The sequence below is a fragment of the Pseudarthrobacter sp. 01T43 genome (genome assembly GCF_056398665.1).
The window spans coordinates 49,772-71,806 of sequence record NZ_JBFTPV010000004.1; the positions used below are offsets into that span (position 1 = coordinate 49,772).

The 22,035-nt window shown below is 66.8% G+C and carries 19 protein-coding genes; 15 read left to right on the forward strand and 4 right to left on the reverse strand.

All coding sequences use genetic code 11. The features are described from left to right. Positions 1–38: 38 nt before the first annotated feature. The 5 genes from alr to tsaD all read left to right on the forward strand — a co-directional run bounded on the left by alr (position 39) and on the right by tsaD (position 4,291). Positions 39–1,274, forward strand: a complete 1,236-nt coding sequence (gene alr, locus AC1DIM_RS05975; protein ID WP_477709583.1) for an alanine racemase — start codon at positions 39–41, stop codon at positions 1,272–1,274. Continuing rightward, positions 1,271–1,867: a tRNA (adenosine(37)-N6)-threonylcarbamoyltransferase complex ATPase subunit type 1 TsaE gene (tsaE, locus tag AC1DIM_RS05980; RefSeq protein WP_477709584.1), complete on the forward strand. Its 597-nt coding sequence runs from the start codon at positions 1,271–1,273 to the stop codon at positions 1,865–1,867. The genes alr and tsaE overlap by 4 nt, the downstream gene beginning before the upstream one ends. Beyond that, positions 1,867–2,538 carry a tRNA (adenosine(37)-N6)-threonylcarbamoyltransferase complex dimerization subunit type 1 TsaB gene (gene tsaB / locus AC1DIM_RS05985; protein ID WP_477709585.1) on the forward strand — a complete coding sequence of 224 codons (672 nt, stop codon included), beginning with the start codon at positions 1,867–1,869 and terminating at the stop codon, positions 2,536–2,538. The genes tsaE and tsaB overlap by 1 nt, the downstream gene beginning before the upstream one ends. Before the next feature lie 80 nt (positions 2,539–2,618). Then, positions 2,619–3,152, forward strand: a complete 534-nt coding sequence (rimI, locus tag AC1DIM_RS05990; protein WP_477709784.1) for a ribosomal protein S18-alanine N-acetyltransferase — start codon at positions 2,619–2,621, stop codon at positions 3,150–3,152. Continuing rightward, positions 3,149–4,291: a tRNA (adenosine(37)-N6)-threonylcarbamoyltransferase complex transferase subunit TsaD gene (gene tsaD, locus AC1DIM_RS05995; protein ID WP_477709586.1), complete on the forward strand. Its 1,143-nt coding sequence runs from the start codon at positions 3,149–3,151 to the stop codon at positions 4,289–4,291. Before rimI ends, tsaD begins: the two co-directional genes overlap by 4 nt. 122 nt (positions 4,292–4,413) lie before the next feature. Here the strand turns inward: tsaD and AC1DIM_RS06000 are convergent, their stop codons facing one another. Further along, a complete protein-coding gene (locus tag AC1DIM_RS06000) occupies positions 4,414–4,854 on the reverse strand; it encodes a VOC family protein (RefSeq protein ID WP_477709587.1) in 441 nt (146 codons plus the stop codon). Between the two features lie 235 nt (positions 4,855–5,089). On the opposite strand from AC1DIM_RS06000, the gene AC1DIM_RS06005 reads away from it, so the two are divergent. Beyond that, positions 5,090–6,109: a medium chain dehydrogenase/reductase family protein gene (locus AC1DIM_RS06005; RefSeq protein WP_477709588.1), complete on the forward strand. Its 1,020-nt coding sequence runs from the start codon at positions 5,090–5,092 to the stop codon at positions 6,107–6,109. Between the two features lie 106 nt (positions 6,110–6,215). On the opposite strand, the gene AC1DIM_RS06010 is transcribed toward AC1DIM_RS06005, so the two are convergent. After that, positions 6,216–7,367, reverse strand: coding sequence for a glutamate--cysteine ligase (locus AC1DIM_RS06010; RefSeq protein WP_477709589.1), 1,152 nt, complete (start codon positions 7,365–7,367; stop codon positions 6,216–6,218). Positions 7,368–7,723: 356 nt separating this feature from the next. Here AC1DIM_RS06010 and AC1DIM_RS06015 point away from each other — a divergent pair, with 356 nt between their 5' ends. Together AC1DIM_RS06015 and AC1DIM_RS06020 are read left to right on the forward strand one after the other, a co-directional pair. Further along, entirely contained in the window at positions 7,724–9,169 is a 1,446-nt protein-coding gene (locus AC1DIM_RS06015; RefSeq protein WP_477709785.1) for a glycoside hydrolase family 3 N-terminal domain-containing protein, read from the forward strand. A 102-nt stretch (positions 9,170–9,271) separates the two neighbouring features. After that, positions 9,272–10,090, forward strand: coding sequence for a shikimate 5-dehydrogenase (locus AC1DIM_RS06020; RefSeq protein ID WP_477709590.1), 819 nt, complete (start codon positions 9,272–9,274; stop codon positions 10,088–10,090). Positions 10,091–10,112: 22 nt separating this feature from the next. On the opposite strand, the gene AC1DIM_RS06025 is transcribed toward AC1DIM_RS06020, so the two are convergent. Next, on the reverse strand, positions 10,113–11,345 hold the full coding sequence (locus AC1DIM_RS06025) for a class I SAM-dependent methyltransferase (protein ID WP_477709591.1): 1,233 nt from the start codon (positions 11,343–11,345) through the stop codon (positions 10,113–10,115). Between the two features lie 54 nt (positions 11,346–11,399). Here AC1DIM_RS06025 and AC1DIM_RS06030 point away from each other — a divergent pair, with 54 nt between their 5' ends. The 3 genes from AC1DIM_RS06030 (at position 11,400) to groL (ending at position 13,979) form a co-directional block, all read left to right on the forward strand. Next, a complete protein-coding gene (locus tag AC1DIM_RS06030) occupies positions 11,400–11,780 on the forward strand; it encodes a hypothetical protein (protein WP_477709592.1) in 381 nt (126 codons plus the stop codon). 218 nt (positions 11,781–11,998) lie between these two features. Beyond that, entirely contained in the window at positions 11,999–12,292 is a 294-nt protein-coding gene (groES, locus tag AC1DIM_RS06035) for a co-chaperone GroES (protein ID WP_003805290.1), read from the forward strand. A 76-nt stretch (positions 12,293–12,368) separates the two neighbouring features. Then, a complete protein-coding gene (gene groL, locus AC1DIM_RS06040) occupies positions 12,369–13,979 on the forward strand; it encodes a chaperonin GroEL (RefSeq protein WP_477709593.1) in 1,611 nt (536 codons plus the stop codon). A gap of 87 nt (positions 13,980–14,066) precedes the next feature. On the opposite strand, the gene AC1DIM_RS06045 is transcribed toward groL, so the two are convergent. Then, positions 14,067–14,669 carry a dihydrofolate reductase family protein gene (locus AC1DIM_RS06045; RefSeq protein WP_477709786.1) on the reverse strand — a complete coding sequence of 201 codons (603 nt, stop codon included), beginning with the start codon at positions 14,667–14,669 and terminating at the stop codon, positions 14,067–14,069. 63 nt (positions 14,670–14,732) lie between these two features. Here AC1DIM_RS06045 and AC1DIM_RS06050 point away from each other — a divergent pair, with 63 nt between their 5' ends. The 4 genes from AC1DIM_RS06050 (at position 14,733) to AC1DIM_RS06065 (ending at position 21,995) form a co-directional block, all read left to right on the forward strand. Continuing rightward, the gene (locus tag AC1DIM_RS06050) at positions 14,733–16,256 is read left to right on the forward strand and encodes an ATP-dependent DNA ligase (RefSeq protein ID WP_477709594.1); all 1,524 of its coding nucleotides are present in this window, start codon (positions 14,733–14,735) and stop codon (positions 16,254–16,256) included. A gap of 92 nt (positions 16,257–16,348) precedes the next feature. Continuing rightward, positions 16,349–18,415: an acyltransferase family protein gene (locus AC1DIM_RS06055; RefSeq protein ID WP_477709787.1), complete on the forward strand. Its 2,067-nt coding sequence runs from the start codon at positions 16,349–16,351 to the stop codon at positions 18,413–18,415. Positions 18,416–18,636: 221 nt separating this feature from the next. After that, positions 18,637–20,148: an IMP dehydrogenase gene (gene guaB / locus AC1DIM_RS06060; RefSeq protein WP_477709595.1), complete on the forward strand. Its 1,512-nt coding sequence runs from the start codon at positions 18,637–18,639 to the stop codon at positions 20,146–20,148. Further along, positions 20,091–21,995 (forward strand): ABC transporter ATP-binding protein, encoded by a 1,905-nt coding sequence (locus tag AC1DIM_RS06065; RefSeq protein ID WP_477709788.1) that lies wholly within the window; start codon positions 20,091–20,093, stop codon positions 21,993–21,995. Before guaB ends, AC1DIM_RS06065 begins: the two co-directional genes overlap by 58 nt. The last annotated feature ends 40 nt before the right edge of the window (positions 21,996–22,035 follow it).

Consider the following 22,035-nt stretch of genomic DNA (forward strand, 5'->3'; position numbering starts at 1 on the left):
TGATTTGCGGCTGGGCCGCTCGCACTAGAATCACTAGGGTGACTTACCCCGCAGCAACCGGTGACTTCAGCGCGTCCTCAGGAACAGATCCTCTGTACGAGCGGTCCGCCGTGATCGACCTGGATGCCATCCGCCATAACGTCCGCCGGCTCGCCGGAGCGGCTTCCCCCGCCAAGGTCATGGCCGTGGTGAAGGCCGACGCCTACGGGCACGGCGCGGTTCCGGTGGCCCGGGCCGCCCTCGAAGGCGGTGCCTCCTGGCTGGGTGTTGCACACATCTCCGAGGCCCTGGCCCTGCGGGCGGCCGGCATCGACGCGCCGCTGCTGGCCTGGCTGCACACCACGGAAAGCAACTTCGCCGCGGCGGTGGCTGCCGGCGTCGACATCGGCTGCTCGGGCTGGGAGCTGGGGCGCATTGTGGCTGCCGCGCGTGACCAGGAACGGCCCGCACGGATTCACCTGAAGGTGGACACGGGCCTCGGCCGGAACGGTGCGACCCTCGAATCCTGGGACCAGCTGGTGGGCGAGGCCATGGAGTACCAGGACCAGGGCCTGTTGCGCGTGGTGGGCATTTTCTCGCACCTCTCTGTGGCCGATGAGCCCGAACGGCCGGAAACCGACGAGCAGCTGGCCGTCTTCCGCGACGTGCTGGCCGTGGCCGCAGACGCGGGCGTGGACCCTGAGGTCCGTCACCTGGCCAACACCCCGGCCACGCTGTCCCGCCCCGACACGCACTTCGACCTGGTGCGCGTGGGCCTCGGCATCTACGGACTCTCGCCCTTTGAAGGCCAGACCTCCGCCGAGCTGGGACTCCGGCCGGCCATGACGCTGCGAACCCTCGTTTCCCAATGCAAGGACGTCCCCGATGGGCAGGGCGTCTCCTACGGTCTGCGCTACCGCACCGACGGCCCCAGCAGCCTGGCCCTGATTCCGCTCGGCTACGCGGACGGCGTGCCCCGCGTAGCCACCGGTGGCCCTGTCCGGGTGGCCGGCCGGACGTACCCCGTGGTAGGCCGGATCGCCATGGACCAGATGGTCATCGACGTCGGCAACATCGGCGCCGCAGGCTCGGACCTCTTCGGTGCCGAGGCGGTGCTGTTCGGGAGCGGGGACGACGACGGGCCCACGGCTGACGACTGGGCGCTCGCCGCCGGGACCAACAACTACGAGATCGTCACCCGGATCAGCCCCCGGGTGCCGCGCCGGTTCATTAACGAAAGTCCCGCCGTCGAGGGCTCTCCTGGTCCGCATTCTGCCGAAAAGGCCACGCCGTGAGTGTGCCCACCCAGCTGCCCGCGTGGGAACAGACGCTCAGGGTCACGACGGCGGACCAGACCCACGCGCTCGGTGCGGCTTTGGGGGAGGGGCTGCAGGCGGGGGACCTGCTGGTGCTGACCGGCGAGCTGGGCGCCGGGAAGACCACGTTTACGCAGGGGCTCGGCGAGGGCCTGGGCGTGCGCGCGGGCATCATCTCGCCCACTTTCGTCCTGGTGCGCATCCATCCCAACCTGCCGGACGGCCCGCGGCCCGGCGGCCCCGACCTGGTGCACGTGGACGCGTACCGGCTGGGATCGGCGTCTGAGATTGACGACATTGACCTGGAAAACACGCTGGACTCGTCCGTGACCGTGGTGGAGTGGGGCCGCGGCCGGGTGGAGCACCTGAGCGAAAGCCGGCTGGAAGTGGACCTGCACCGAGCCATCGGTCTGGATGCCGTGGGCGCTTCGGAACCGATCCCCGGCCACACCGACGTCCTGGACTTTGACACCGAGGACGACGACGAGCCCCGCACCATTGTGATGCGCGGCTTTGGTCCCCGGTGGAGCACCCAGCCCGCCCTCGGCGGAGCCTTCGAAGGGACACCCTGATGCTCATTCTTGCCATCGACACCTCCGCCGTGGCCAGCGCCGCCCTCGTCTCGGATGACGCCCTCGAAGGCGAAGTGGCGAGTTTCGCCACGGAGGACACCCGCAGCCACGCCGAGGTCCTGGCCCCAGGCATCGAGGAGCTCCTTTCCTCCGCTGGCGTCACGGGCCGCGACATTGACGCGATCGTGACCGGCGTGGGCCCCGGCCCGTTCACCGGCCTGCGCTCGGGAATCGCCACCGCCCGTACCCTCGCATTTGTCTGGGACAAGCCGCTGTACGGGCTGATGAGCCTCGACGCCGTTGCGCTGGAGGTGGCGGAGTCCACGGACGCCCCGGTCGAGTTCCTCGTGGTCACCGATGCGCGCCGCAAAGAGGTGTACTGGGCCAGGTATACCCTCGTGGAAGGTCAGCTGCCCCGGCTCGAGGACGGCCCCCACGTCAGCTTCGCAGCAGACCTGCCAGACCTTCCCGCGTATGGCGCCGGCGCCGGGCTGTACAGCGACGTCCTGCGCGCTGACCCCGGCTTCAGCAAGGAGCAGCCGGACGCCCTGTATCTGGGCCAGTTCGCCCTGGCCCGGCTCGCTGCCGGCGCTCAGTTGCTTGACTCCACGCCGCTGTACCTGCGGGAATCAGACGCCCAAGTCCCCGGGCCGCGGAAGCGGGCGCTGTGAGCACGCCGGCCGGCGGCGGCCGTTCCAGCACCGACGGTTCCGCCGCCGTTGCCGGCAAAAACGGTGTGGCTTTCCGGGACATGACCCTGCAGGACGTGCCAGCGGTGAACGCCCTGGAGCAGCGGCTGTTCCCTGCGGACGCCTGGCCGCTGGAGATGTTCCTGGCGGAACTGTCCCAGCCGGAAACGCGCCGCTACGTGGTGGCAGAAAGTGGCGGGACCATTGTGGGCTACGCCGGCCTGATGTGCATCGAGCCCATCGCGGACGTCCAGACCATCGCCGTCGTGCCTGAATTCGAAGGGCGGGGGATCGGCTCCGCCCTCCTGACCCGGCTGATCGACGAAGCACGGCGCCGCCGCGCGGCGGATGTCCTGCTGGAGGTCCGCGAGGACAATCCGCGGGCGCAGCAGCTGTACGTGCGGTTCGGCTTCGAACAGATTCACGTGCGCCGCAAGTATTACCGCGACGGCGTTGACGCCCTCATCATGCGGCTGCAGCTGGTACCGGAAGGCGCCGTGCCCGAGGGCGCCATTCCGGCCGCCACATCAACAGAAGCCGACCCGACAAACGGCGCCACACCCGCCGGCCCGACAACAGAAGCAGGACAGGCATGAACCGCTCGCAGCCCCTGGTGCTGGGCATCGAATCCTCCTGCGACGAAACCGGCGTGGGCATCGTCCGCGGCACCACGCTGCTCACCAACACCGTGTCCTCCTCGATGGACGAGCACGTGCGTTTCGGCGGCGTGATCCCGGAGATCGCCTCCCGCGCGCACCTTGACGCCTTTGTCCCCACCCTGCGCCAGGCCTTGGCCGACGCCGACGTGAAGCTGGAGGATGTGGACGCCATCGCGGTCACCTCCGGCCCCGGGCTCGCCGGAGCGCTGATGGTCGGTGTCTGCGCGGCCAAGGCCCTCGCCCTCGCCACCGGCAAACCGCTCTACGCCATTAACCACCTGGTGGCGCACGTGGGCGTCGGGCTGCTGGACGGTAAACCAAACAGCGGTGCAACGCCCGACGGCGGGTCCCCGGCTTCTGTGCCGGCGCACGCCGCGGATGCCCCGCGCCTGCCCAACAACCTCGGTGCCCTGCTGGTCTCCGGCGGCCACACCGAGATCCTGAAGATCAACAGCATCACCAGCGACGTCCAGCTCCTCGGCTCAACGATCGACGACGCCGCCGGCGAAGCCTACGACAAAGTGGCCCGCATCCTGGGCCTTGGCTACCCGGGCGGCCCTGCCATCGACCGGCTGGCCAGAACTGGCAACGCGAAGGCCATCCGGTTCCCGCGCGGGCTTAGCCAGTCGAAGTACATGGGCACCGCCGAGGAACCCGGCCCGCACCGTTACGACTGGTCATTCAGCGGACTGAAGACCGCCGTCGCGCGTTGCGTCGAGCAGTTCGAGGCCCGCGGCGAAGAAGTGCCGGTGGCCGACATCGCCGCGGCCTTCCAGGAGGCCGTGGTGGATGTGATCACGTCCAAGGCCGTGCTGGCCTGCCGCGAGCACGGCATCAAGGACGTCCTGCTGGGCGGGGGAGTGGCGGCCAACTCGAGGCTGCGGGAGCTCACCGGCCAGCGCTGTGCCTCCGCCGGAATCAAACTCCATGTGCCGCCGCTGGACCTGTGCACGGACAACGGGGCCATGGTGGCTGCCCTGGGAGCGCAGCTGGTGATGGCCGGGATCGGGCCGAGCGGCATCGGCTTCGCCCCGGACTCCTCAATGCCCGTCACCGCAGTGTCCCTCCCCGCCTGACCCGCCCAACCCCCACTTGCTCTATCACTTTTGGTCCCTAAACCGCGGGTTTGGGGACCAAATCTGATAGAGCAACGGGTGGTTCCCGTGGTTTGGTGTCTCTCGTACCTCTCGTGGCCGCGTCAGCTGATCCGCTCAGCCAGGGCCACAATGATTCCCTCCGGACCGCGCACATAGGCCATGCGCCAGGCACCCTCATACTGGCCGATGCCACCGACCAAGCCGTACCCCTCCCCGGCCAGCCGATCGACGTGCGCCTGAAGGTCATTGACTTCGAAGGACAGGCTGCGCAGACCGAGTTCGTTGGCCATGGCCGTGGGCGATCCCGGCTCGGGGTCAGGCCGGACGAAGCTGGAAAGCTCCACCCCCGTCCCTCCGTCGGGTGACCGCAACATAACGATCTCCGTGCGGGAATCAGGGATCGCGATGACCGTGTCGATGAATTCGCCCTCCACAAACGTGCGGCCCTCGAGCTCGAGCCCGAGTCCAACGAAGAACGCCGTCACTACGTCGAGGTCCCGAACGGTGACACCGACGTGGTCGAACCGCATGATGCGCGACATAAGCAAAGCCTCCAGTGTTCGTTTCCACGGCCCATGAGGGAGCCTACAGCGATGCTTCACCACCCGGCCCTGTTTCGCCCGCGTTTGCGGTGCGATGCAGGTTGCGGTGCGATGCAGGAAGGGCGGAGCGATCAAAGCCGGGTCGAACGGCCCTACCTCAACGGCAGGGTGTGGGCAAGGCTGGAGCCATGAAACGCGTCGTTGTCGACCGGTTCGGTGGCCGGAGGTCTTGAAGGTGGTGGAGGCCGGGATTCCCCGGCCGGCCCCCAACGAAGTCGCTGTCAGGGTGTTGGCGGCCGGTGTGTCGTTCACGGATTCGCAGTTGCGGGCCGGCACGTATTTTCATGTTCCGAAGCCGCCGTTTACCCCCGGCTATGAGCTCGTGGGCGTGGTGGAGGAACTCGGCGCCGCGTGCTCCCGGCTGCGGGTAGGGGACCGGGTTGCAGCATTGACAGTCTGGGGTGCCTACGCGGAACGCGTCTGTGTGCCCGAGGCGGAAGCAGTCGAACTGCCCGGAGACCTCGACCCGGCGGAGGCAGTCTGCCTCGTCCTGCCCTACATCACGGCCTACCAGGTGCTCCACCGGGTAGCGAAGGCACAAAGCGGCGAGACCGTGCTGGTGCATGGAGCGGCAGGCAGGGTGGGCGTCGCCGTCCTTGAACTTGGTGCGGCGGCCGGACTTCGGCTTTACGGCACGGCCTCAGCCAAGGATCGTATGTCCGTCGAGCAGCTTGGCGCGGTGGCAATCGACTACCAGTCCGATGACTTCCTGGCTCGGGTACGCGCCCTTCCCGAAAAAGGGGTGGATGTTGTGCTCGACGGGATCGGCGGTCCGCTGTCCGTTCGTTCGTTCCGGGCGCTGCGTCCAGGGGGCAGGCTTGTTGTGTTCGGTCACTACGCGACTTTGTCGCACGGGCGAAAGAGCCGGCTCGGGTGGCTGAAGTGGTACGTGGCCACTGCGATCGTCGCGGTCTGGGGCCTACTCTCGCCCCGTCGTCGTGTCCTCGCCTACCGTGTCCAGAAAGTGCATGAGCCTGCCCGGCCGCTGGCCGTGGGCGGCGGGCCTCGGGTACCGGACTGGTACCGGGAAGACTTTGGCTCGCTGCTCGACCTGCTTCGTCGGGGGCAGATCCACCCGGTTGTGGCCGAGCGCCTGCCGCTGTCCGAGGCCCGGCGCGCGCACGAACTGCTTGAGCACTCGGCGGGGAAGGGCAAGCTCGTGCTGGTTCCGGATGGTGCCCAGCACGCTTCCTGAAGGTTGACGACGTCGGTCAAGCCCCCCGGTTGCTCTATCACTTTTGGTCCCTAAACCACAGGTTTGACGACCAAAAGTGATAGAGCAACGGGAGGGGAGGGAGGGGTCAGCCTGTCGGGCCGTTCCGCATCTGCTTCACGAGGTCCAGCACCACGGCCTGCAGGTCCCCGCCGTGCTCGGCAGCGACGCGGCGCTGGCGCTGGTAGCCGGCGCCGCGGCGGATGATCTTTTCGACGTCGGCCAGCTCGTCAGGGCAGCCGAGCTTAGCCGCGACCGGTTCCAGCCTGTTGAGGGTTTCCATGAGGTGCTCGGTGACCAGCTGCTCGTTGCCCGCGGCATCGAGGATGATGATCGCTTCCATACCGTAACGGGCGGCCCGCCACTTGTTCTCCTGGATGTGCCACGGCGGCATGGTGGGAATGGTCCCGCCGTTGTCCAGCGTGGTGGAGAATTCGTCCACGAGGCACTGGGTGAGGGCGGCGATGGCGCCCACTTCCTCAAGGGTGGCCAGGCCGTCGCAGATACGCATCTCGATGGTGCCCAGGTTGGGGACGGGCCGGATGTCCCAACGGATCTCGGACAGGGTATCGATCACGCCGGTGGTGAACATGTCCTGAACGTAGGATTCGTATTCTTCCCAAGAACGGAACTGGAAGGGCAGGCCCGCCGTCGGCAACTGCTGGAACATCAGGGCGCGGTGCGAAGCGTAGCCGGTGTCCTCACCGCCCCAGTACGGGCTCGATGCCGAGAGTGCCTGGAAATGCGGGAAGTAGTTGACCAGGCCGTCCAGCACGGGAAGGGCCTTTTCGCGCCGGTCCAGGCCCACGTGGACATGCACACCGTAAATGACCATCTGCCGGCCCCACCATTGCGTGCGGTCGATCAGCTTGGCGTAGCGGGCTTTGTCTGTGACCGGCTGCAGCTGCGGCGGGCTGAACGGGTGGCTGCCGGCGCAGAACACCTCAACGCCCATGGGATCAGTGATTTCGCGGACGGCGGCCAGCGACCTGCTGAGGTCTTCCTTGGCTTCGCCGACCGTCTCGCAAATCCCCGTGACCAATTCCACGGTATTCAGTAGGAGTTCCTGCTTGATGTGAGGATGCTCGTCGTCTTCGTTAAGTTCGGGGTGCTTGGAAACCACGCCGCGGAGCACCTCGTTGGCCACCGATGCCAGTTCGCCGGTCTGGCCGTTCACCAGGGCCAGCTCCCACTCCACACCAAGCGTTGATTGCTTCGATGAAGCGAAATCAATCTTCAAATGCGTTCCTAACTGTTCGGTTGTCCGGGGGCGCGCGCCGCGTTCAAGTCTAGTGCAGGGGTAGCATCGAGCTAATGGCTTTGTTCGTGCGGACCCGTGACAGTATTCACAAAACTACCCTCTTCCTCGCGGCTGCTGCGGCCGCAGCCGCGCTGGCCGCCTGCACCGCTGTCCCGCCCACAGTGCCGGAGGCGTCACGCTCCGCCCCGGCCCCCGCGACTTCCTCCCCACCGGCGTCAGAAAGCCCGACGACGGCACCTCCCTCTGCGCCGCCCTCACCTGATCCCGGGCTGAGGCCGCTCGGCTGGGGCCCGGAACAGCGGGACCGTGACGTTGCTGCCGCAGCGGTGTCGGCGATGTCTGTGGAGGAGAAGGCAGGACAGGTGCTGATGCCCGTGTATGCGGGGACCGACCCCGCAGGCCAGGCTGCCGCCATAGAACGCCTTCACCTGGCCGGTTCCATCATCATGGGCGACAATATTCCGCTGGATGCCAGCGGCCAGGCAGACCCCGGAGCCATGATGGCCGTGAATGCGCGGCTCGCGCAGGCGGCCCGCGCCGACGGCAGGCCGTGGCCCGGGCTCATCGGCGTGGACCAGGAAGGCGGGATCGTGGCCAGGCTGGGCGCCCCCCTGACGGAATGGCCCACTCCCCTGAGCTACGGGGCCGCGGGCAACGTGCCCCTGGCCAAGGACGCCGGCCGGGCAACGGCCTCCGAGCTCGTGCCCCTTGGTTTCAACCTCGACTTCGCACCGGATGCCGACGTCACCATCGGCCCGGCGGATCCCACCATCGGGGCGCGGTCCATGTCCGGAAACCCGGATCAGGCCGGGCAGCTCGCAGTGGCGTTCTCCCAAGGGATGCTGGAAGCCGGTGTCCTGCCCACCCTCAAACATTTCCCGGGCCACGGCTCCGTCACCGTCGACTCGCACCAGAGCCTTCCGGTGCAGTCCGCAGGCATCCCCGAGCTCGAAGCCCGCGACTGGAAGCCGTTCGGGGCCGCCGTCGCAGCCGGAATGCCAATCGTCATGATGGGGCACATCGCCGTGCCCGCGCTCGAACCCGGCGTTCCGGCGTCGTTATCGGCGCCGTCTTACGCAGCACTCCGGGGCATGGGCTTCAGCGGCGTGGCCGTGACCGACGCCCTGAACATGGGCGCGGTCCAGCAGAAATATCCTGGCGGCTCCGCAGCCCCGGCGGCGCTCGCTGCCGGAGCGGACCTGCTGCTGATGCCTGCCGACGTGGGAACGGCCCATGCCGCCATCGTGAATGCTGTGGCGGCCGGAACCGTGCAGGCAGCGCGCCTGGACGAGGCAGCAACGCGGGTTGCCACCATGCTGGCCTGGCGGGGCCGAATAGCCTCATCCCCGGGTGCCCCGCAGGGAGCCGCCCCGGGCAGCAGCGGCGACACATCAGCGCGGGTCTCCGCCGCCGCCGTCACGGTGCTGTCCGGGCAGTGTTCCGGGGCCCTCGCCCCATCCGGCGTCCGGATTGCCGGAGGTTCGGACCAGGACCGGGCCCGGTTCGCGGCGGCCGCCGCCAAGGCCGGGCTCAGCATTGGCCAGGGCCCGCTGGTTACGCTCGTCGGCTACGCGGGACGTCCCGCCGGAGGCGACATTGCCGTGACGCTCGATGCGCCGTGGCCGCTGGCAGGCTCCAGCGCGCCCGTCAAGATTGCCCTCTATGGCCGGACCCCTGGCGCCTTCGATGCGCTGGTCGCCGTGCTCACCGGCAAGGCGACCGCCCCCGGGAAGCTGCCCGCCGCCGTCGGAAGCTTCCCGGCCGGCACCGGCTGCCCCTAACCTCACGTCCGCCGCCCAACTGGGTAGCAGCACATGTCGTTATGAGCACTCAAACCGACATGTGCTGCTACCCAGTTGGGGGGAAGCGCGTTTAATGGACGGGTGCCCATTCTGAATAAAGACATGACCCTCTGCATCTCGCTGTCGGCCCGGCCCAGCAACAACGGGACTCGGTTCCACAACCACCTCTACGAGCAGCTGGACCTGAACTGGATCTACAAGGCGTTTGCCCCCGCCGACCTGGCCCAGGCGATTGCCGGCGTCCGGGGCCTGGGGATCCGCGGCTGCGCCGTGTCCATGCCCTACAAGGAGGACGTGATGGCCCTCGTGGACGAGCTGGATCCTTCCGCCAAAGCCATTGATTCCGTCAACACGATTGTGAACACCGAGGGCCATCTGAAGGCCTACAACACCGACTACACGGCCATCGAACAGCTGCTCCAGAGCAACGCCGTGCCCACACACTACTCGGTGCTGGTCCAGGGCGCCGGAGGGATGGCCAAGGCCACCGTCGCTGCATTGCGCGACGCCGGTTTCGCCGAGGTCACCGTCCTCGCCCGCAATGAAACCACCGGCCGGGCGCTCGCGGAGCAGTACGGCTTCCAGTGGCGGGCAGCGCTCGACGGCGGCACTGCCGACTTGATCATCAACGTCACCCCTATCGGGATGGCCGGTGGTCCCGACGTCGAGTCGCTGTCCTTCCCGGAGGACGCCATCGCGGCGGCCAAAGTGGTGTTCGACGTCGTGGCGCTGCCGGCCGAGACGCCGCTGATCAAGGCGGCGCGTGGTGCCGGGAAGCAGGTGATCACCGGCGCAGAAGTGGCCACCATCCAGGCGCTCGAGCAGTTTGTCCTCTACACCGGAGTGCGTCCCACCGACGAGCAGGTCCGGGCGGCCGAGGACTTCATGCGCGCCCAGTAGGACGCGCCGCGCAGACCAAGGTTTAGACGGGTTCCACCGAGATGGCCACCCGGTCCTCCCCAATACGGGTCAGGACCAGGGTGGCCGTTTTGGTGCCGGCCTTCTTCCTGCTGCCTGCCTTGCCGCCTGGGAGCAGCTGCTTCCGCAGTTCTTCCGGCGTGACGGACATGCCGCGTTTCTTGATGTCCAGCACCGTGACGCCGTTGTCCTTGACCCAGAACTTGAGCGCCTTGACGTTGTACGGCATCACTTCCAGTACCTTGTAGGCGCGGGCGAAGGGCGTGTCCAGCCGGTCCGGCGCGCAAATGTAGGCGATGTGTTCGTCCAGCAGGTGCCCGCCGAGCTGAAGTGCGACGTCGGCCACCAGGCCCGCGCGGATCACCGCACCGTCGGGTTCGTACAGGTAGCCCTCTGCCGGACCAACCGGAGCGGTGGGACCGCCGTCGAAATCTTCGCCGCTGGTGATCTCGGCGGCACCCTGCGGCCCAAGAAGCAGGGCGGCGCGGCGGATGCCGGGCCGGCTGACGGAGTTGAACCAGAGGGTCACTTCAGTGACGTCGCCGCCCACCGAGACCCACTGCGCCTCACAGCCTGCAGGCACCGATTCGTGCGGCATGCCGGGGCCCATTTTGACGCCTACCGCCCGTCCGGTCTCCGCGAGCGATTCCACAAAGGACAGCGGCGGGGAGAACGCCTCGGGATCCCAGATCCGTTTGGTGCCCGACGTGGAGGTGACCCTGCGGGCGGGATCCAGCCAGACGCCGTCGACCCCTTCCAAAGAAACAGAAGTGGCGTCAGCGTGCACCACCGTGGCGTTGGGAAACGGAATGAGGTTGACGGTGGCGCACGCGGCCGTGGTTTCGTCCATCTCCACTGCAGTGACCGTAATGTCCATCGACGCCAGGGCCAGTGAGTCTGCGGCCAGCCCGCAGCCGAGGTCCGCAACATGGCGGACGCCAGCCTGCGCGAAGCGTTCGGCGTGCCGGGCGGCAACGTTGAGCCGGGTGGCCTGTTCAAGGCCCGCCTGGGTGAACAGCATGCTCCGGGCGAACTCCCCGAACTTGGCCTCAGCCTTGGTGCGCAGCCTGGACTGGGTGAGCACGGCTGAGACGAGTCCGGGGGAGTGTCCGGCCTTGCGGAGCGTCGAATTGAGTTCGAATGCCTCGTCCTCGCGGTACGGCCCCAAAGATGCCAGCAGTTCCCAGCCTTCGCTGGTCAGCAGTGGGGCGATCTGGTCCTGCGGTGCTTGAGACATGGATTCAAGCCTAGTGGAGGTGGCCAGGCGCCGGTTCCGGCTAGGGTTGAAGACATGGAAGACAGTGCAGGCACCCAGCCGTCCGGACCGCCCCGAAAAAGCCGCACGGATCTGGTGAAGATTGCCCGCCCCGCCCTGATTGCAGGATCCGCCATAGCGATTGTCTGCATTGCCCTGCTGGTGATCATCTTCTTCCTGGACACCTTCAACGCCACCGTCTATTCCGTGGGCGGCAAGGACATCCAGGACGCCACCGACGAAGCCCGCGACATCCGCAACCTCTACAGCGGCGCCCGGCTGGGCGGCATCATCCTGCTGGTACTTTCGCTGCTCGCGGCCCTGGGGGGCGCCGTCGTGCTTTATTTGCGGCGCGGCACCTTTACCGACGGGAACGACGGCGACGAGGACGTCGATTTCGACGACCTCGGACGCTGAGGCTCCAAAAGCTGTTCACTGGGGACATAATTCTGGCACTCGCCTTGACCGAGTGCTAACCAGTACATAGAGTCGTCATTAGCACTCTCCCTAGGAGGGTGCTAACACATGAAGAGCTGCCAACCAGGCTGCTGCCGGCACCGCGACGACGGTTTGCCAGCCACGGCGAAGCAACTCAACTGTCCATGAATTTTGCTGACGTAGAAGGAGAGGTCCGAGTGTCGGTCTCTATTAAGCCTCTTGAGGATCGTATTGTTGTCCGCCCGCTCGAAGCCGAGCAGACCACGGCTTCCGGCCTGGTTATCCCGGACTCCGCGCAGGAGAAGCCGCAGGAAGGCGAAGTTGTCGCAGTAGGCCCCGGCCGCTTCGAAGACGGCAACCGCGTTCCGGTCGACGTAGCCGTTGGCGACGTTGTTATCTACTCCAAGTACGGTGGAACCGAAGTCAAGACCGGCGGTACCGAGTACCTCGTGCTGTCCGCCCGCGACGTTCTGGCGATCGTCGTWAAGTAACTTTTGGATCCCCGTGCCGCTGACCATGCATTCCGCTGGTCAGCTGCGCGGGGTTCTGTCTTGAAAGGACAAAACCATGGCAAAGCAGCTTGCGTTTAATGACGCTGCACGCCGGTCGCTCGAAGCCGGCATCGATAAGCTCGCCAACACGGTCAAGGTGACGCTCGGCCCCCGCGGCCGCAACGTTGTTCTCGACAAAAAGTGGGGGGCACCCACCATCACCAACGACGGCGTCACCATCGCCCGCGAAATTGAGCTTGATGACCCGTACGAGAACCTCGGCGCGCAGCTGGCCAAGGAAGTAGCCACCAAGACCAACGATGTTGCCGGCGACGGCACCACCACGGCCACCGTGCTGGCCCAGGCCCTGGTCAAGGAAGGCCTGCGCAACGTTGCGGCTGGCGCCGCTCCGGGCCAGATCAAGCGCGGCATCGAGGTTTCCGTTGAAGCCGTTGCAGCCCGCCTGCTTGAGAATGCACGCCCGGTTGAAGGCACCCAGGTTGCCAACGTGGCCGCCATCTCCGCCCAGAGCGACGAAATCGGCGAGCTCCTCGCCGAGGCGTTCGGCAAGGTCGGCAAGGATGGTGTGATCACCATCGAGGAATCCTCCACCACGCAGACTGAGCTGGTCCTCACCGAAGGCATGCAGTTCGACAAGGGCTACCTGTCCCCCTACTTCGTGACCGACTCCGAGCGTCAGGAAGCCGTCCTCGAGGACGCCCTCATCCTGATCAACCAGGGCAAGATCTCCTCCGTCCAGGACTTCCTGCCGCTGCTGGAAAAGGCGCTGCAGAGCTCCAAGCCGCTCTTCATCATCGCCGAAGACGTCGAGGGCGAGGCCCTGTCCACGCTGATCGTCAACCGCATCCGCGGCACCCTGAACGTGGTTGCCGTCAAGGCTCCGGGCTTCGGTGACCGCCGCAAGGCCATGCTGCAGGACATCGCCACCCTCACCGGTGCGCAGGTTGTCTCCCCGGAACTGGGCCTCAGCCTGGACACCGTCGGCCTTGAGGTGCTGGGTACCGCCCGCCGCATCACGGTCACCAAGGACAACACCACCATCGTTGATGGCGCCGGTTCCGCAGAAGACGTCGCAGCACGGGTTTCCCAGCTGCGTGCCGAGCTGACCCGCACTGACTCCGACTGGGACAGGGAAAAGCTCCAGGAACGCCTGGCCAAGCTGGCCGGCGGCATCGGCGTGATCAAGGTTGGCGCAGCCACTGAGGTTGAGCTCAAGGAAAAGAAGCACCGCATCGAAGATGCAGTGTCCTCCACCCGCGCCGCCCTCGAAGAAGGCATCGTGGCCGGTGGCGGTTCCGCCCTCATTCACGCGCTGAAGGCCCTCGACGAGGACCCCGCAGTGAAGGCCCTCGAAGGCGACGCCGCCGCAGCTGTGGGCATCGTCCGCCGCGCGCTGGTCCAGCCGCTGCGCTGGATTGCCCAGAACGCAGGCTTCGACGGCTACGTCGTCACGGCCAAGGTTGCCGAACTCGAAACCAACAACGGCTTCAACGCCAAGTCGGGCGAGTACGAAGACCTGATCGCCGCCGGTGTCATTGACCCGGTCAAGGTCACCCGTGCAGCCCTCCGCAACGCAGCCTCCATCGCCGCGCTGGTTCTCACCACCGAGACCCTCGTGGTGGAGAAGCCCGCTGACGAAGACGAGCACGCAGGCCACGGCCACTAAGGTTGTAGCCGGCGCGTGGGCCCAGGCCCGCTGACAGTCGCAACGAGAAACCGGTCCAGCTTCGGCTGGGCCGGTTTTTTGTTGCCCTTAGCCGGCCGCCATCTCCTGCGTCTCGACCGCGCCCGCACGCTCGTAGACCAGCGACACGGCACCCTTCGGGAAGGTGCGCGCCGGCTCTGCGAGGCGGAAGGTAGCGGGGATGGATCCGGCGTCGAAGAGGCGCTTGCCTTGGCCGAGGGTGACCGGATACAGCCAGAGGTGGAGGCGGTCAAGCACGTCAGCCGTGAGCAGTGAACGGATGAGGACGCCGCTCCCGAACATGTGCACTTGGTCGTATTCCTCCCGGAGCCGACCGGCGGCCCCGGCATCCGGCAGCACGGTAGTTCCCGCCCAGGCCGGTGCCGTCAGGCTGCCGGAGACGACGAACTTGGGTACGCGGTTGAGTATGCTGCCGATCTCGTCGGTCTGATGGGGCCAGAAGGCGGCGAAGATGTCGTAGGTCTTGCGGCCCAGCAGCAGCGCGTCAATGCGGCCGATCTCTTCGCCGATGGCCGCGCCGGCCTCGTCGTCAGACACCGGCGCCTGCCAGCCACCGTAAGCGAAGCCGCCTTCAGGGTCTTCTTCGCGTCCGCCGGGCGCCTGGTAGACGCCGTCGAGGGTGATGAACAGGTTCGCGACGATGATGCCCATCCACCAAGTCTGAAACGGCATTCCGGCACTGTCCAGAGTCGGACGCCGTGGCAGACTGTTGCCATGCTGCTCGACGAGCTCGTGAAAACCACCAACGCCGTCGCGTCCACCCGCTCCCGGCTCGCGAAGGTCGAGGCCCTGGCCGACCTGCTGCGCCGGCTCGGGCCGGGGGAGATCGCCACGTCGGTCGGCTTACTCACGGCCAAACCGCGGCAGGGCCGGGTCGGGATCGGTTGGCGGGGCATGTCGGCAGCCATGGGGGAGCCGGCCGCCGAGCCGAGCCTTACCGTCACCGATCTCGATGCCGCACTGGACCGGCTGCTCGCCACCGCAGGCGCGGGCTCAGCCGCGGAGCGTGCCGCGACCCTTCGGACGCTCACCGCCGCCGCCACCGAGCGCGAGCAGGCCTTCATAGCGGGCGTGCTGCTCGGTGAACTGCGGACCGGCGCACTCGAGGGTGTTCTCACGGATGCCGTGGCCCGCGCCGCTGACCGGCCAGCCGACGCCGTGCGCCGCGCGGCCATGCTCTCCGGCGATCTCGGCGGGACGGCACTCCTGGCGATCACGGGCACGGCAGCCGAGCTTGACGCCGTCGGCCTGGTGCTCGGCCGTCCCGTGCAGCCGATGCTCGCCGCAACCGCGGCCAGTGCCAGCGAGGCGCTGGAGGTCACCGGGGAAGCATCCGTGGAATACAAACTCGACGGCGCGCGCATCCAGGTGCATCGCCTCGGCGACGACGTTCGCATCTTCACACGCACCCTGGCCGAGGTGACCCACCGGCTGCCCGAAGTGGTGGAGGTGGTGCGCGGGCTGCCGGTCCGCGATGTGATTCTCGACGGCGAGACCCTCGCCCTCGACGAGGACGGCGGCCCGCGGCCATTCCAGCAGACCATGTCCCGGTTCGGGGCGGATGCGGCGCGCGCAACCCTGCTCCATCCCTGGTTCTTCGACGTGCTGCACATCGACGGGCGGGACCTGCTCGACGAGCCGCTGTCAACACGCATCGATGTCCTGGAGCGCATCGCCGCCGAGCACCGGATTCCCGGGGAGATCACGGCGGATGCGGCTGTAGCCGAGAGAGTGTCCCGCGATGCGCTCGCCGCGGGCCATGAGGGCGTGGTGGTGAAGGCGGTGGGATCGGCCTACGCGGCCGGACGGCGTGGTTCGAACTGGATCAAGGTGAAGCCGGTGCTGACCTACGACCTGGTGGTCCTCGCCTGCGAATGGGGTTCAGGACGGCGCACCGGACTGCTGTCAAACCTGCATCTCGGAGCCCTGGACCCCACCGGCGAGTTCGGCGAACCCGGCGGCTACGTGATGGTGGGAAAGACGTTCAAGGGCCTCACCGACGCGCTGCTGGCCTGGCAGACCGGGAGGTTCCAGGAGCTCGAGGTCCGGCGCACGGCGGGCACCGTCTGGGTTGAACCAGTCACCGTCGTCGAGATCGCGATCGACGGCGTGCAGCAGTCCTCGCGCTATCCGGGCGGAATCGCCCTGCGGTTCGCACGCGTGAAGCGTTACCGCGACGACAAAACGGCGGCAGAAGCCGACACCATTCAAACGCTGCGGGGGCTGCTGCGTTCCTAGCAGCCTGTGGCGGGGTTCGTGTGATTGGCCTTGGACGTTGCCTGTCCGTAGGCTTGATGTTTTTGCCAGCCGGTTTTGAGGGGTCACTTGTGTTGATTGCGGGAACAGGGGCTGCCCGGGGCGGTACGGCAGGCGCCACCAGCGCCCACCGGAAGTCCACCTTCCGTCCCGAAGTCCAGGGGCTCCGCGCGCTCGCGGTCCTGATGGTGGTGACCTACCACGTGTGGCTGGGCCGGGTTTCGGGTGGTGTGGATATCTTCCTGCTGATCTCCGCCTTCCTGCTGACTTTGTCCTTCGTCCGGAAGGTCGAAGCGGGGACCTCGGTCCACCTCCTCCGGCACTGGCTGCACTTATTCAAACGGCTGCTGCCGGCCGCCGTCGTGGTGATCCTCGGTGTCCTCGCCGGCACCTGGCTGGTCCTCCCGCAAAGCCGCTGGCCCGCGGTACTGGATCAGGCCTGGGCGTCGCTGCTCTACCGGCAGAACTGGCTGCTGGCGGACACCGCCGTGGACTACTACGCGCAGGACCACGCCGGGGCGAGCCCGCTGCAGCACTTCTGGTCCCTCTCCATCCAGGGGCAGGTCTTCATCCTGTGGCCGCTCGTCTTTGCCGGCTCCGCCGTGGTGTGGCGGCTGCTTCGGCGGCGATTCAACACCAGCTACAGGGCGGTGCTGGCCGCCGCGTTTACCGTCATCCTTGCATGCTCGCTGGTTTTTTCGGTTGACCAGACAGCCACGAACCAGGCGTACGCCTACTTCGATACGAGGGCCCGGCTGTGGGAATTCGCCCTCGGCTCACTGCTGGCCCTGGGCCTGCCGTTGCTGAACCCAGGCAAAGTGCTCCGGGTGGTGCTCGGCTGGGCAGGCCTGTTGGCCATGATCTCCTGCGGGCTGCTACTGACCGTGGACCGGGCCTTCCCGGGGTTCGTGGCCTTGTGGCCCACGCTCGCAGCGGCAGCGGTCATTGTGGCCGGCCAAAGCGGCAGCCGTTTCGGCGTGGACCGCTTCCTGAGCTGGAAGCCGCTGGTCTCGCTGGGCGACAACTCCTACGCCCTCTACCTGTGGCACTGGCCCGTCCTGGTGCTGGCGCTGGCGGCCACCGGCGTCGATTCACCCAACCTCCGCCAGGGCGGTGCGATCATCGCCGCCTCGGTTGTCCTCTCCGTCCTCACCACCCGCTTTGTGGAAAAGCCGCTCCGCGAGTGGCGCTGGCCGCAGGTGCGCAGTTGGCGCACCGCCGTCGTCATTACCGCTTGTTGCGCCGTCCTGGCCGGACCGGTGGCGGTCTGGCAGACGAGCCTCACCGAGGAGGAGGCTGCCACCGCAGCGCAACCCCGGGAACTGACGCCGGGGGCCGCCCAACTCACGCAGGGGAACGGCGGAACGCCGGCTCCCGCTGCACGGATCATTCCTGCGCCGGCGGCCCTCGACAATGACTGGGCGGGGATCCACGCGCCCTGTATCGAGGGAAATGCAACGCTGGACCCGGTGCTGGAAGGCTGCCGGCAGGAGATCCCGTCCGGCGAAACCACCAAACGGATCGTGGTGCTGGGGGACTCGCATGCCCAGCAGTATCTGGCAGCCCTGGCTCCCATCGCGGAAGCCCGCGGCTGGGAGCTGGTCACGCTGTTGATGCCCGCCTGCCGTTTCGGGGCCGACTCCGAGGCCCGGAACGCCGAATGCAACACCTACAACCGTTCCAGTACTGCATACGTACTGGAACACCGGCCGGATGCCGTCTTCACCGTGGCCACCCTGACCCACGAGGAAGCCCCGTTCGAGACCGAGGTCCCCGCATACCTTGAAGGAATCCAGCCGATGGTCGAGGCCGGCATCGAGGTCGTGGGTATCCGGGACAACCCCCGGTTCACCTTCAACATGCCCGAGTGCGTCCAGCGCTACTCCCCGGGGGCCCCGGCCTGCAACCCGCCGCTGAATGAATCCCTGGTCGATCCTTCGCCGCTGGAGAGCTATCGCGGGAAAGTCGACGGCCTGCACCTGATGGACCTGAGTGACTTCATCTGCGCCGACGGCATCTGCCCGGCCGTGGTGGGAAACGTCTACGTGTACAAGGACGACAACCATCTAAGCCGGACGTACGTCGAAAGCATGATCCCCATGTTTGAGGAGAGACTGTTGGCAGCCACGGGCTGGAGCTGACGCCGGAGCCGGGCGGGGATGCGTGCCCTTGCTCACAATGCGTTCCCGGAATAGGGGGATCGGCTGCGAGGTTCTAATATTTACACAAAGCTTTACGCATGGCTTCCGTGCGTGCGGCACAAACTTATTAGGCCCCTGCACCGACCAGTCCCGTAATGACGGGCTGGTCATCAGCTGCAACCCCTACCCGAGAACCCAAGACCAAGGTAAGAGGCGCACTCATGACCCAGCCCGAGCACAACCCCTTCGGCTTCATCGGCCTGACCTACGACGACGTCCTGCTCCTGCCGGGCCACACGGATGTCATCCCGTCCGAAGCCGACACGTCGTCACGGATTTCCAAGCGGATCTCCGTGCACACGCCGCTGCTGTCCGCTGCCATGGACACCGTCACCGAATCACGGATGGCCATCGCCATGGCACGCCAGGGCGGCCTGGGCGTCATCCACCGCAACCTCTCCATCCAGGACCAGGCCGATCAGGTTGACCGCGTCAAGCGCAGCGAATCCGGGATGATCACCAACCCGCTGACCATCGGTCCGGAAGCCACCCTGGCGGAACTGGACGAGATCTGCTCGCAGTACCGGGTGTCCGGCCTCCCCGTGGTGGACGAGGGCATGCGACTGCTCGGCATTGTCACGAACCGCGATACCCGCTTTGTCCCCGAAGCCGACTTCCCGCTGCGGCTGGTTAGCGACGTCATGACCAAGATGCCGCTGATCACCGGCCATGTTGGCATCAGCCGCGAGGAAGCCTCCCACAAGCTGGCCACCAACAAGATCGAGAAGCTCCCGCTCGTCGACGAGCAGGGCAGGCTCAAGGGACTCATCACCACCAAGGACTTCACCAAGGCCGAGCAGTACCCGCTGGCCACCAAGGACGACGAAGGCCGGCTCCGCGTTGGCGCCGCCATCGGCTTCTTCGGTGACGGCTGGGAACGCGCCATAGCCCTGATCGACGCCGGCGTGGACGCCCTGTTCGTTGACACGGCCAACGGCCACTCCCAGGGCGTGCTGGACATGATCCGCCGCCTCAAGTCCGATCCCGTGGCGGCGCACGTGGACATCATCGGCGGCCAGGCAGCCACCCGGGAAGGTGCCCAGGCACTGATCGACGCCGGCGCCGACGGCATCAAGGTGGGCGTGGGTCCCGGTTCCATCTGCACCACACGCGTGGTTGCCGGCGTGGGCGTCCCGCAGATCACGGCCATCTATGAGTCCGCCAAGGCAGCCATCCCTGCCGGTGTTCCGCTGATCGCCGACGGCGGCCTCCAGTACTCGGGCGACATCGGCAAGGCGCTGGTTGCCGGCGCCGACACCGTTATGCTGGGTTCCCTCCTCGCCGGCTGCGACGAGTCCCCGGGTGACCTGATCTTCGTGAACGGCAAGCAGTTCAAGCTCTACCGCGGCATGGGCTCCCTCGGCGCCATGCAGACCCGCGGCAAGAACACGTCCTACTCCAAGGACCGCTACTTCCAGGCGGACGTCTCCGGTGACGACAAACTCATTCCCGAAGGCATCGAGGGCCGCGTCGCCTACCGTGGCCCGCTCGCTTCGGTGGCCTACCAGCTGGTGGGCGGCCTCCGCCAGACCATGTTCTACACCGGCGCACCCACCGTCCCGGAGCTCAAGGCCCGCGGCAAGTTCGTCCGCATCACCGCGGCCGGCCTGAAGGAATCGCACCCCCACGACATCCAGATGACGGTGGAGGCTCCGAACTACGGTTCGCGCTAACGGTCGTGTCTGAGCTGCGGCCGGCCCGGACGCCCAGCCGGAAACTTGCCGTGCGGCCCTACGCCCGGGCCGTGGCGCAGGTGCTTCGGGTCAGTTTCCGCGCCTCCCCGGGCGCGGTGATCATGAAGGTGCTCGGCTCGCTGATCTCCGCGGTCCTTCCGCTGGTTACCACCTTCTTCGCGGCGCTCACCACCACGGCGCTCGCGGCGGCATATTCAGGCAACGCCCCGGCCGGCCAGCAGGCCATTGTCTACGTCATCATCACAGCAGCGCTTGGCCTCTTTTGGGGCGCCTTCGGCAGCGTGGACCGGTACATCCAGCAGCTCATGAGCTTCAAGGTGGGCGCCATTGTGGGCGACCAGATGTACGAGCGCTTCCTGGCCCTCGATTTCTGGCGCTACGACGACAAGGAAACCGTGGACCTGTACGACCGGGCCAAGCGTTTCTCTGATTCGTACGCCCGCGTCCTGGACCGGATTGCCGCCATTTTCACGCAGCTGGTGTCCGTCCTCCTGGCCATCGGCGCCCTGCTGCTGGTCAGCTGGTGGATCGCCGTGATCGTCCTGGTGGCCATCGTCCCCAGCGTCTACCTGCAGTTCAAGCTTTCCAGGGAACAGATCGCGCACTGGAACACCCAGGTGGACTCCCGCCGTCAACGCCGGATGATCGAAATTAACCTTCTCCGCCCGCAGCATATTGCCGAGATGCGGCTGTATGGGATCGTGGGTTACCTGATGGACCTGCGCTCCCGGCTCCGCGACGCCGATGAGCGCCGGCGCCTGGACTTCCAGAAGCGGTACATTCCCAAGCAACTCGCGGCCGACGCCCTGCAGTACGGCGCCGAGGTGGTTTCGCTGATCTGGGTGGTGGGGCAGATCATTGCCCGGGCGCAGCCGGTGGGCCAGTTCCTGTACGTCCAGCAGATTGTCAGCCGCGCCCTGTCCACGGCCAATAACCTCGTGTCTTCGCTGAGTTCCATCGATGAGGACCTGGCAAACCTCAAGGACTACGAAGTATTCATGGCGCTGCCCGTGCACTCGCACCACGCCCCGCCGCTGCTGCAGTCGCCGAAGGTTGTAGAGCTGAGGGACATCCGCTTTACCTATACAGGCAGCGACCTCGAGGTGATCCGCGGTATCAGCATGACCATCCGGGAAGGCCAGCACGTCGCCGTCGTCGGGGAGAACGGGGCAGGAAAGTCCACCCTGATCCGGATCCTTGCCGGACTTTACCGGCCGGACTCGGGGCAAGTAATGCTCGACGGCGTCGATCTCGCCGCCGTCGATGTCACCTCCTGGCACCGCCACCTGGCTGTGCTCAGCCAGGAATTCCTGAAGTACGAGTTTGCCACTGCCGCGGACAACATCCGTTTTGGGGACGTCGATTCGCCGCGTGACGATCACCGGATCCGGCGGGCGGCGGCCGACTCCGAAGCCCTCGAATTCATCAACAAGCTGCCCAACGGCCTGGACAACCACGTCAGCAACTGGATGGAGGATCCGCGGGGCAGGAAGGGCAGCGGTTTGAGCGGCGGCCAGTGGCAGCGGCTCGCGATGGCCAGGAACTTTTACCGCGGTGCGTCCTTCATGGTGATGGATGAGCCAACCTCAGCGATCGATGCGCTGGCCGAGCACCGGATCTTCACCAGGCTTTTCGCGGACCGCAGCAGCACCATCATTGCCATCAGCCACCGGCTCGCCACCATTGAGAAGGCCGACATCGTCTACATGCTCGAGGACGGGCAGATCGTGGAACAGGGCACCCATAAGGAACTGGTTGCGCTGCGCGGCCGGTACTTCAGGATGTTCGAGTCCCAGCTCAGCCTCGACGCTCAGACCGGGCCGTAGCCCGCGTTAACGTAAGGGTCGCGCCAATGGGTAGATCCCT

Bases quoted from the DNA above. Each gene is read 5' to 3' on its own strand.
- AC1DIM_RS06025 (WP_477709591.1), bottom strand. From the start codon at position 11,345: ATGTCTCAAGCACCGCAGGACCAGATCGCCCCACTGCTGACCAGCGAA.
- AC1DIM_RS06015 (WP_477709785.1), top strand. From the start codon at position 7,724: ATGTCTGTGGAGGAGAAGGCAGGACAGGTGCTGATGCCCGTGTATGCG.
- AC1DIM_RS06000 (WP_477709587.1), bottom strand. From the start codon at position 4,854: ATGTCGCGCATCATGCGGTTCGACCACGTCGGTGTCACCGTTCGGGAC.
- guaB (WP_477709595.1), top strand. From the start codon at position 18,637: ATGACCCAGCCCGAGCACAACCCCTTCGGCTTCATCGGCCTGACCTAC.
- AC1DIM_RS06045 (WP_477709786.1), bottom strand. From the start codon at position 14,669: ATGGGCATCATCGTCGCGAACCTGTTCATCACCCTCGACGGCGTCTAC.
- rimI (WP_477709784.1), top strand. From the start codon at position 2,619: ATGACCCTGCAGGACGTGCCAGCGGTGAACGCCCTGGAGCAGCGGCTG.
- AC1DIM_RS06030 (WP_477709592.1), top strand. From the start codon at position 11,400: ATGGAAGACAGTGCAGGCACCCAGCCGTCCGGACCGCCCCGAAAAAGC.
- tsaB (WP_477709585.1), top strand. From the start codon at position 1,867: ATGCTCATTCTTGCCATCGACACCTCCGCCGTGGCCAGCGCCGCCCTC.
- groL (WP_477709593.1), top strand. From the start codon at position 12,369: ATGGCAAAGCAGCTTGCGTTTAATGACGCTGCACGCCGGTCGCTCGAA.
- AC1DIM_RS06050 (WP_477709594.1), top strand. From the start codon at position 14,733: ATGCTGCTCGACGAGCTCGTGAAAACCACCAACGCCGTCGCGTCCACC.
- tsaD (WP_477709586.1), top strand. From the start codon at position 3,149: ATGAACCGCTCGCAGCCCCTGGTGCTGGGCATCGAATCCTCCTGCGAC.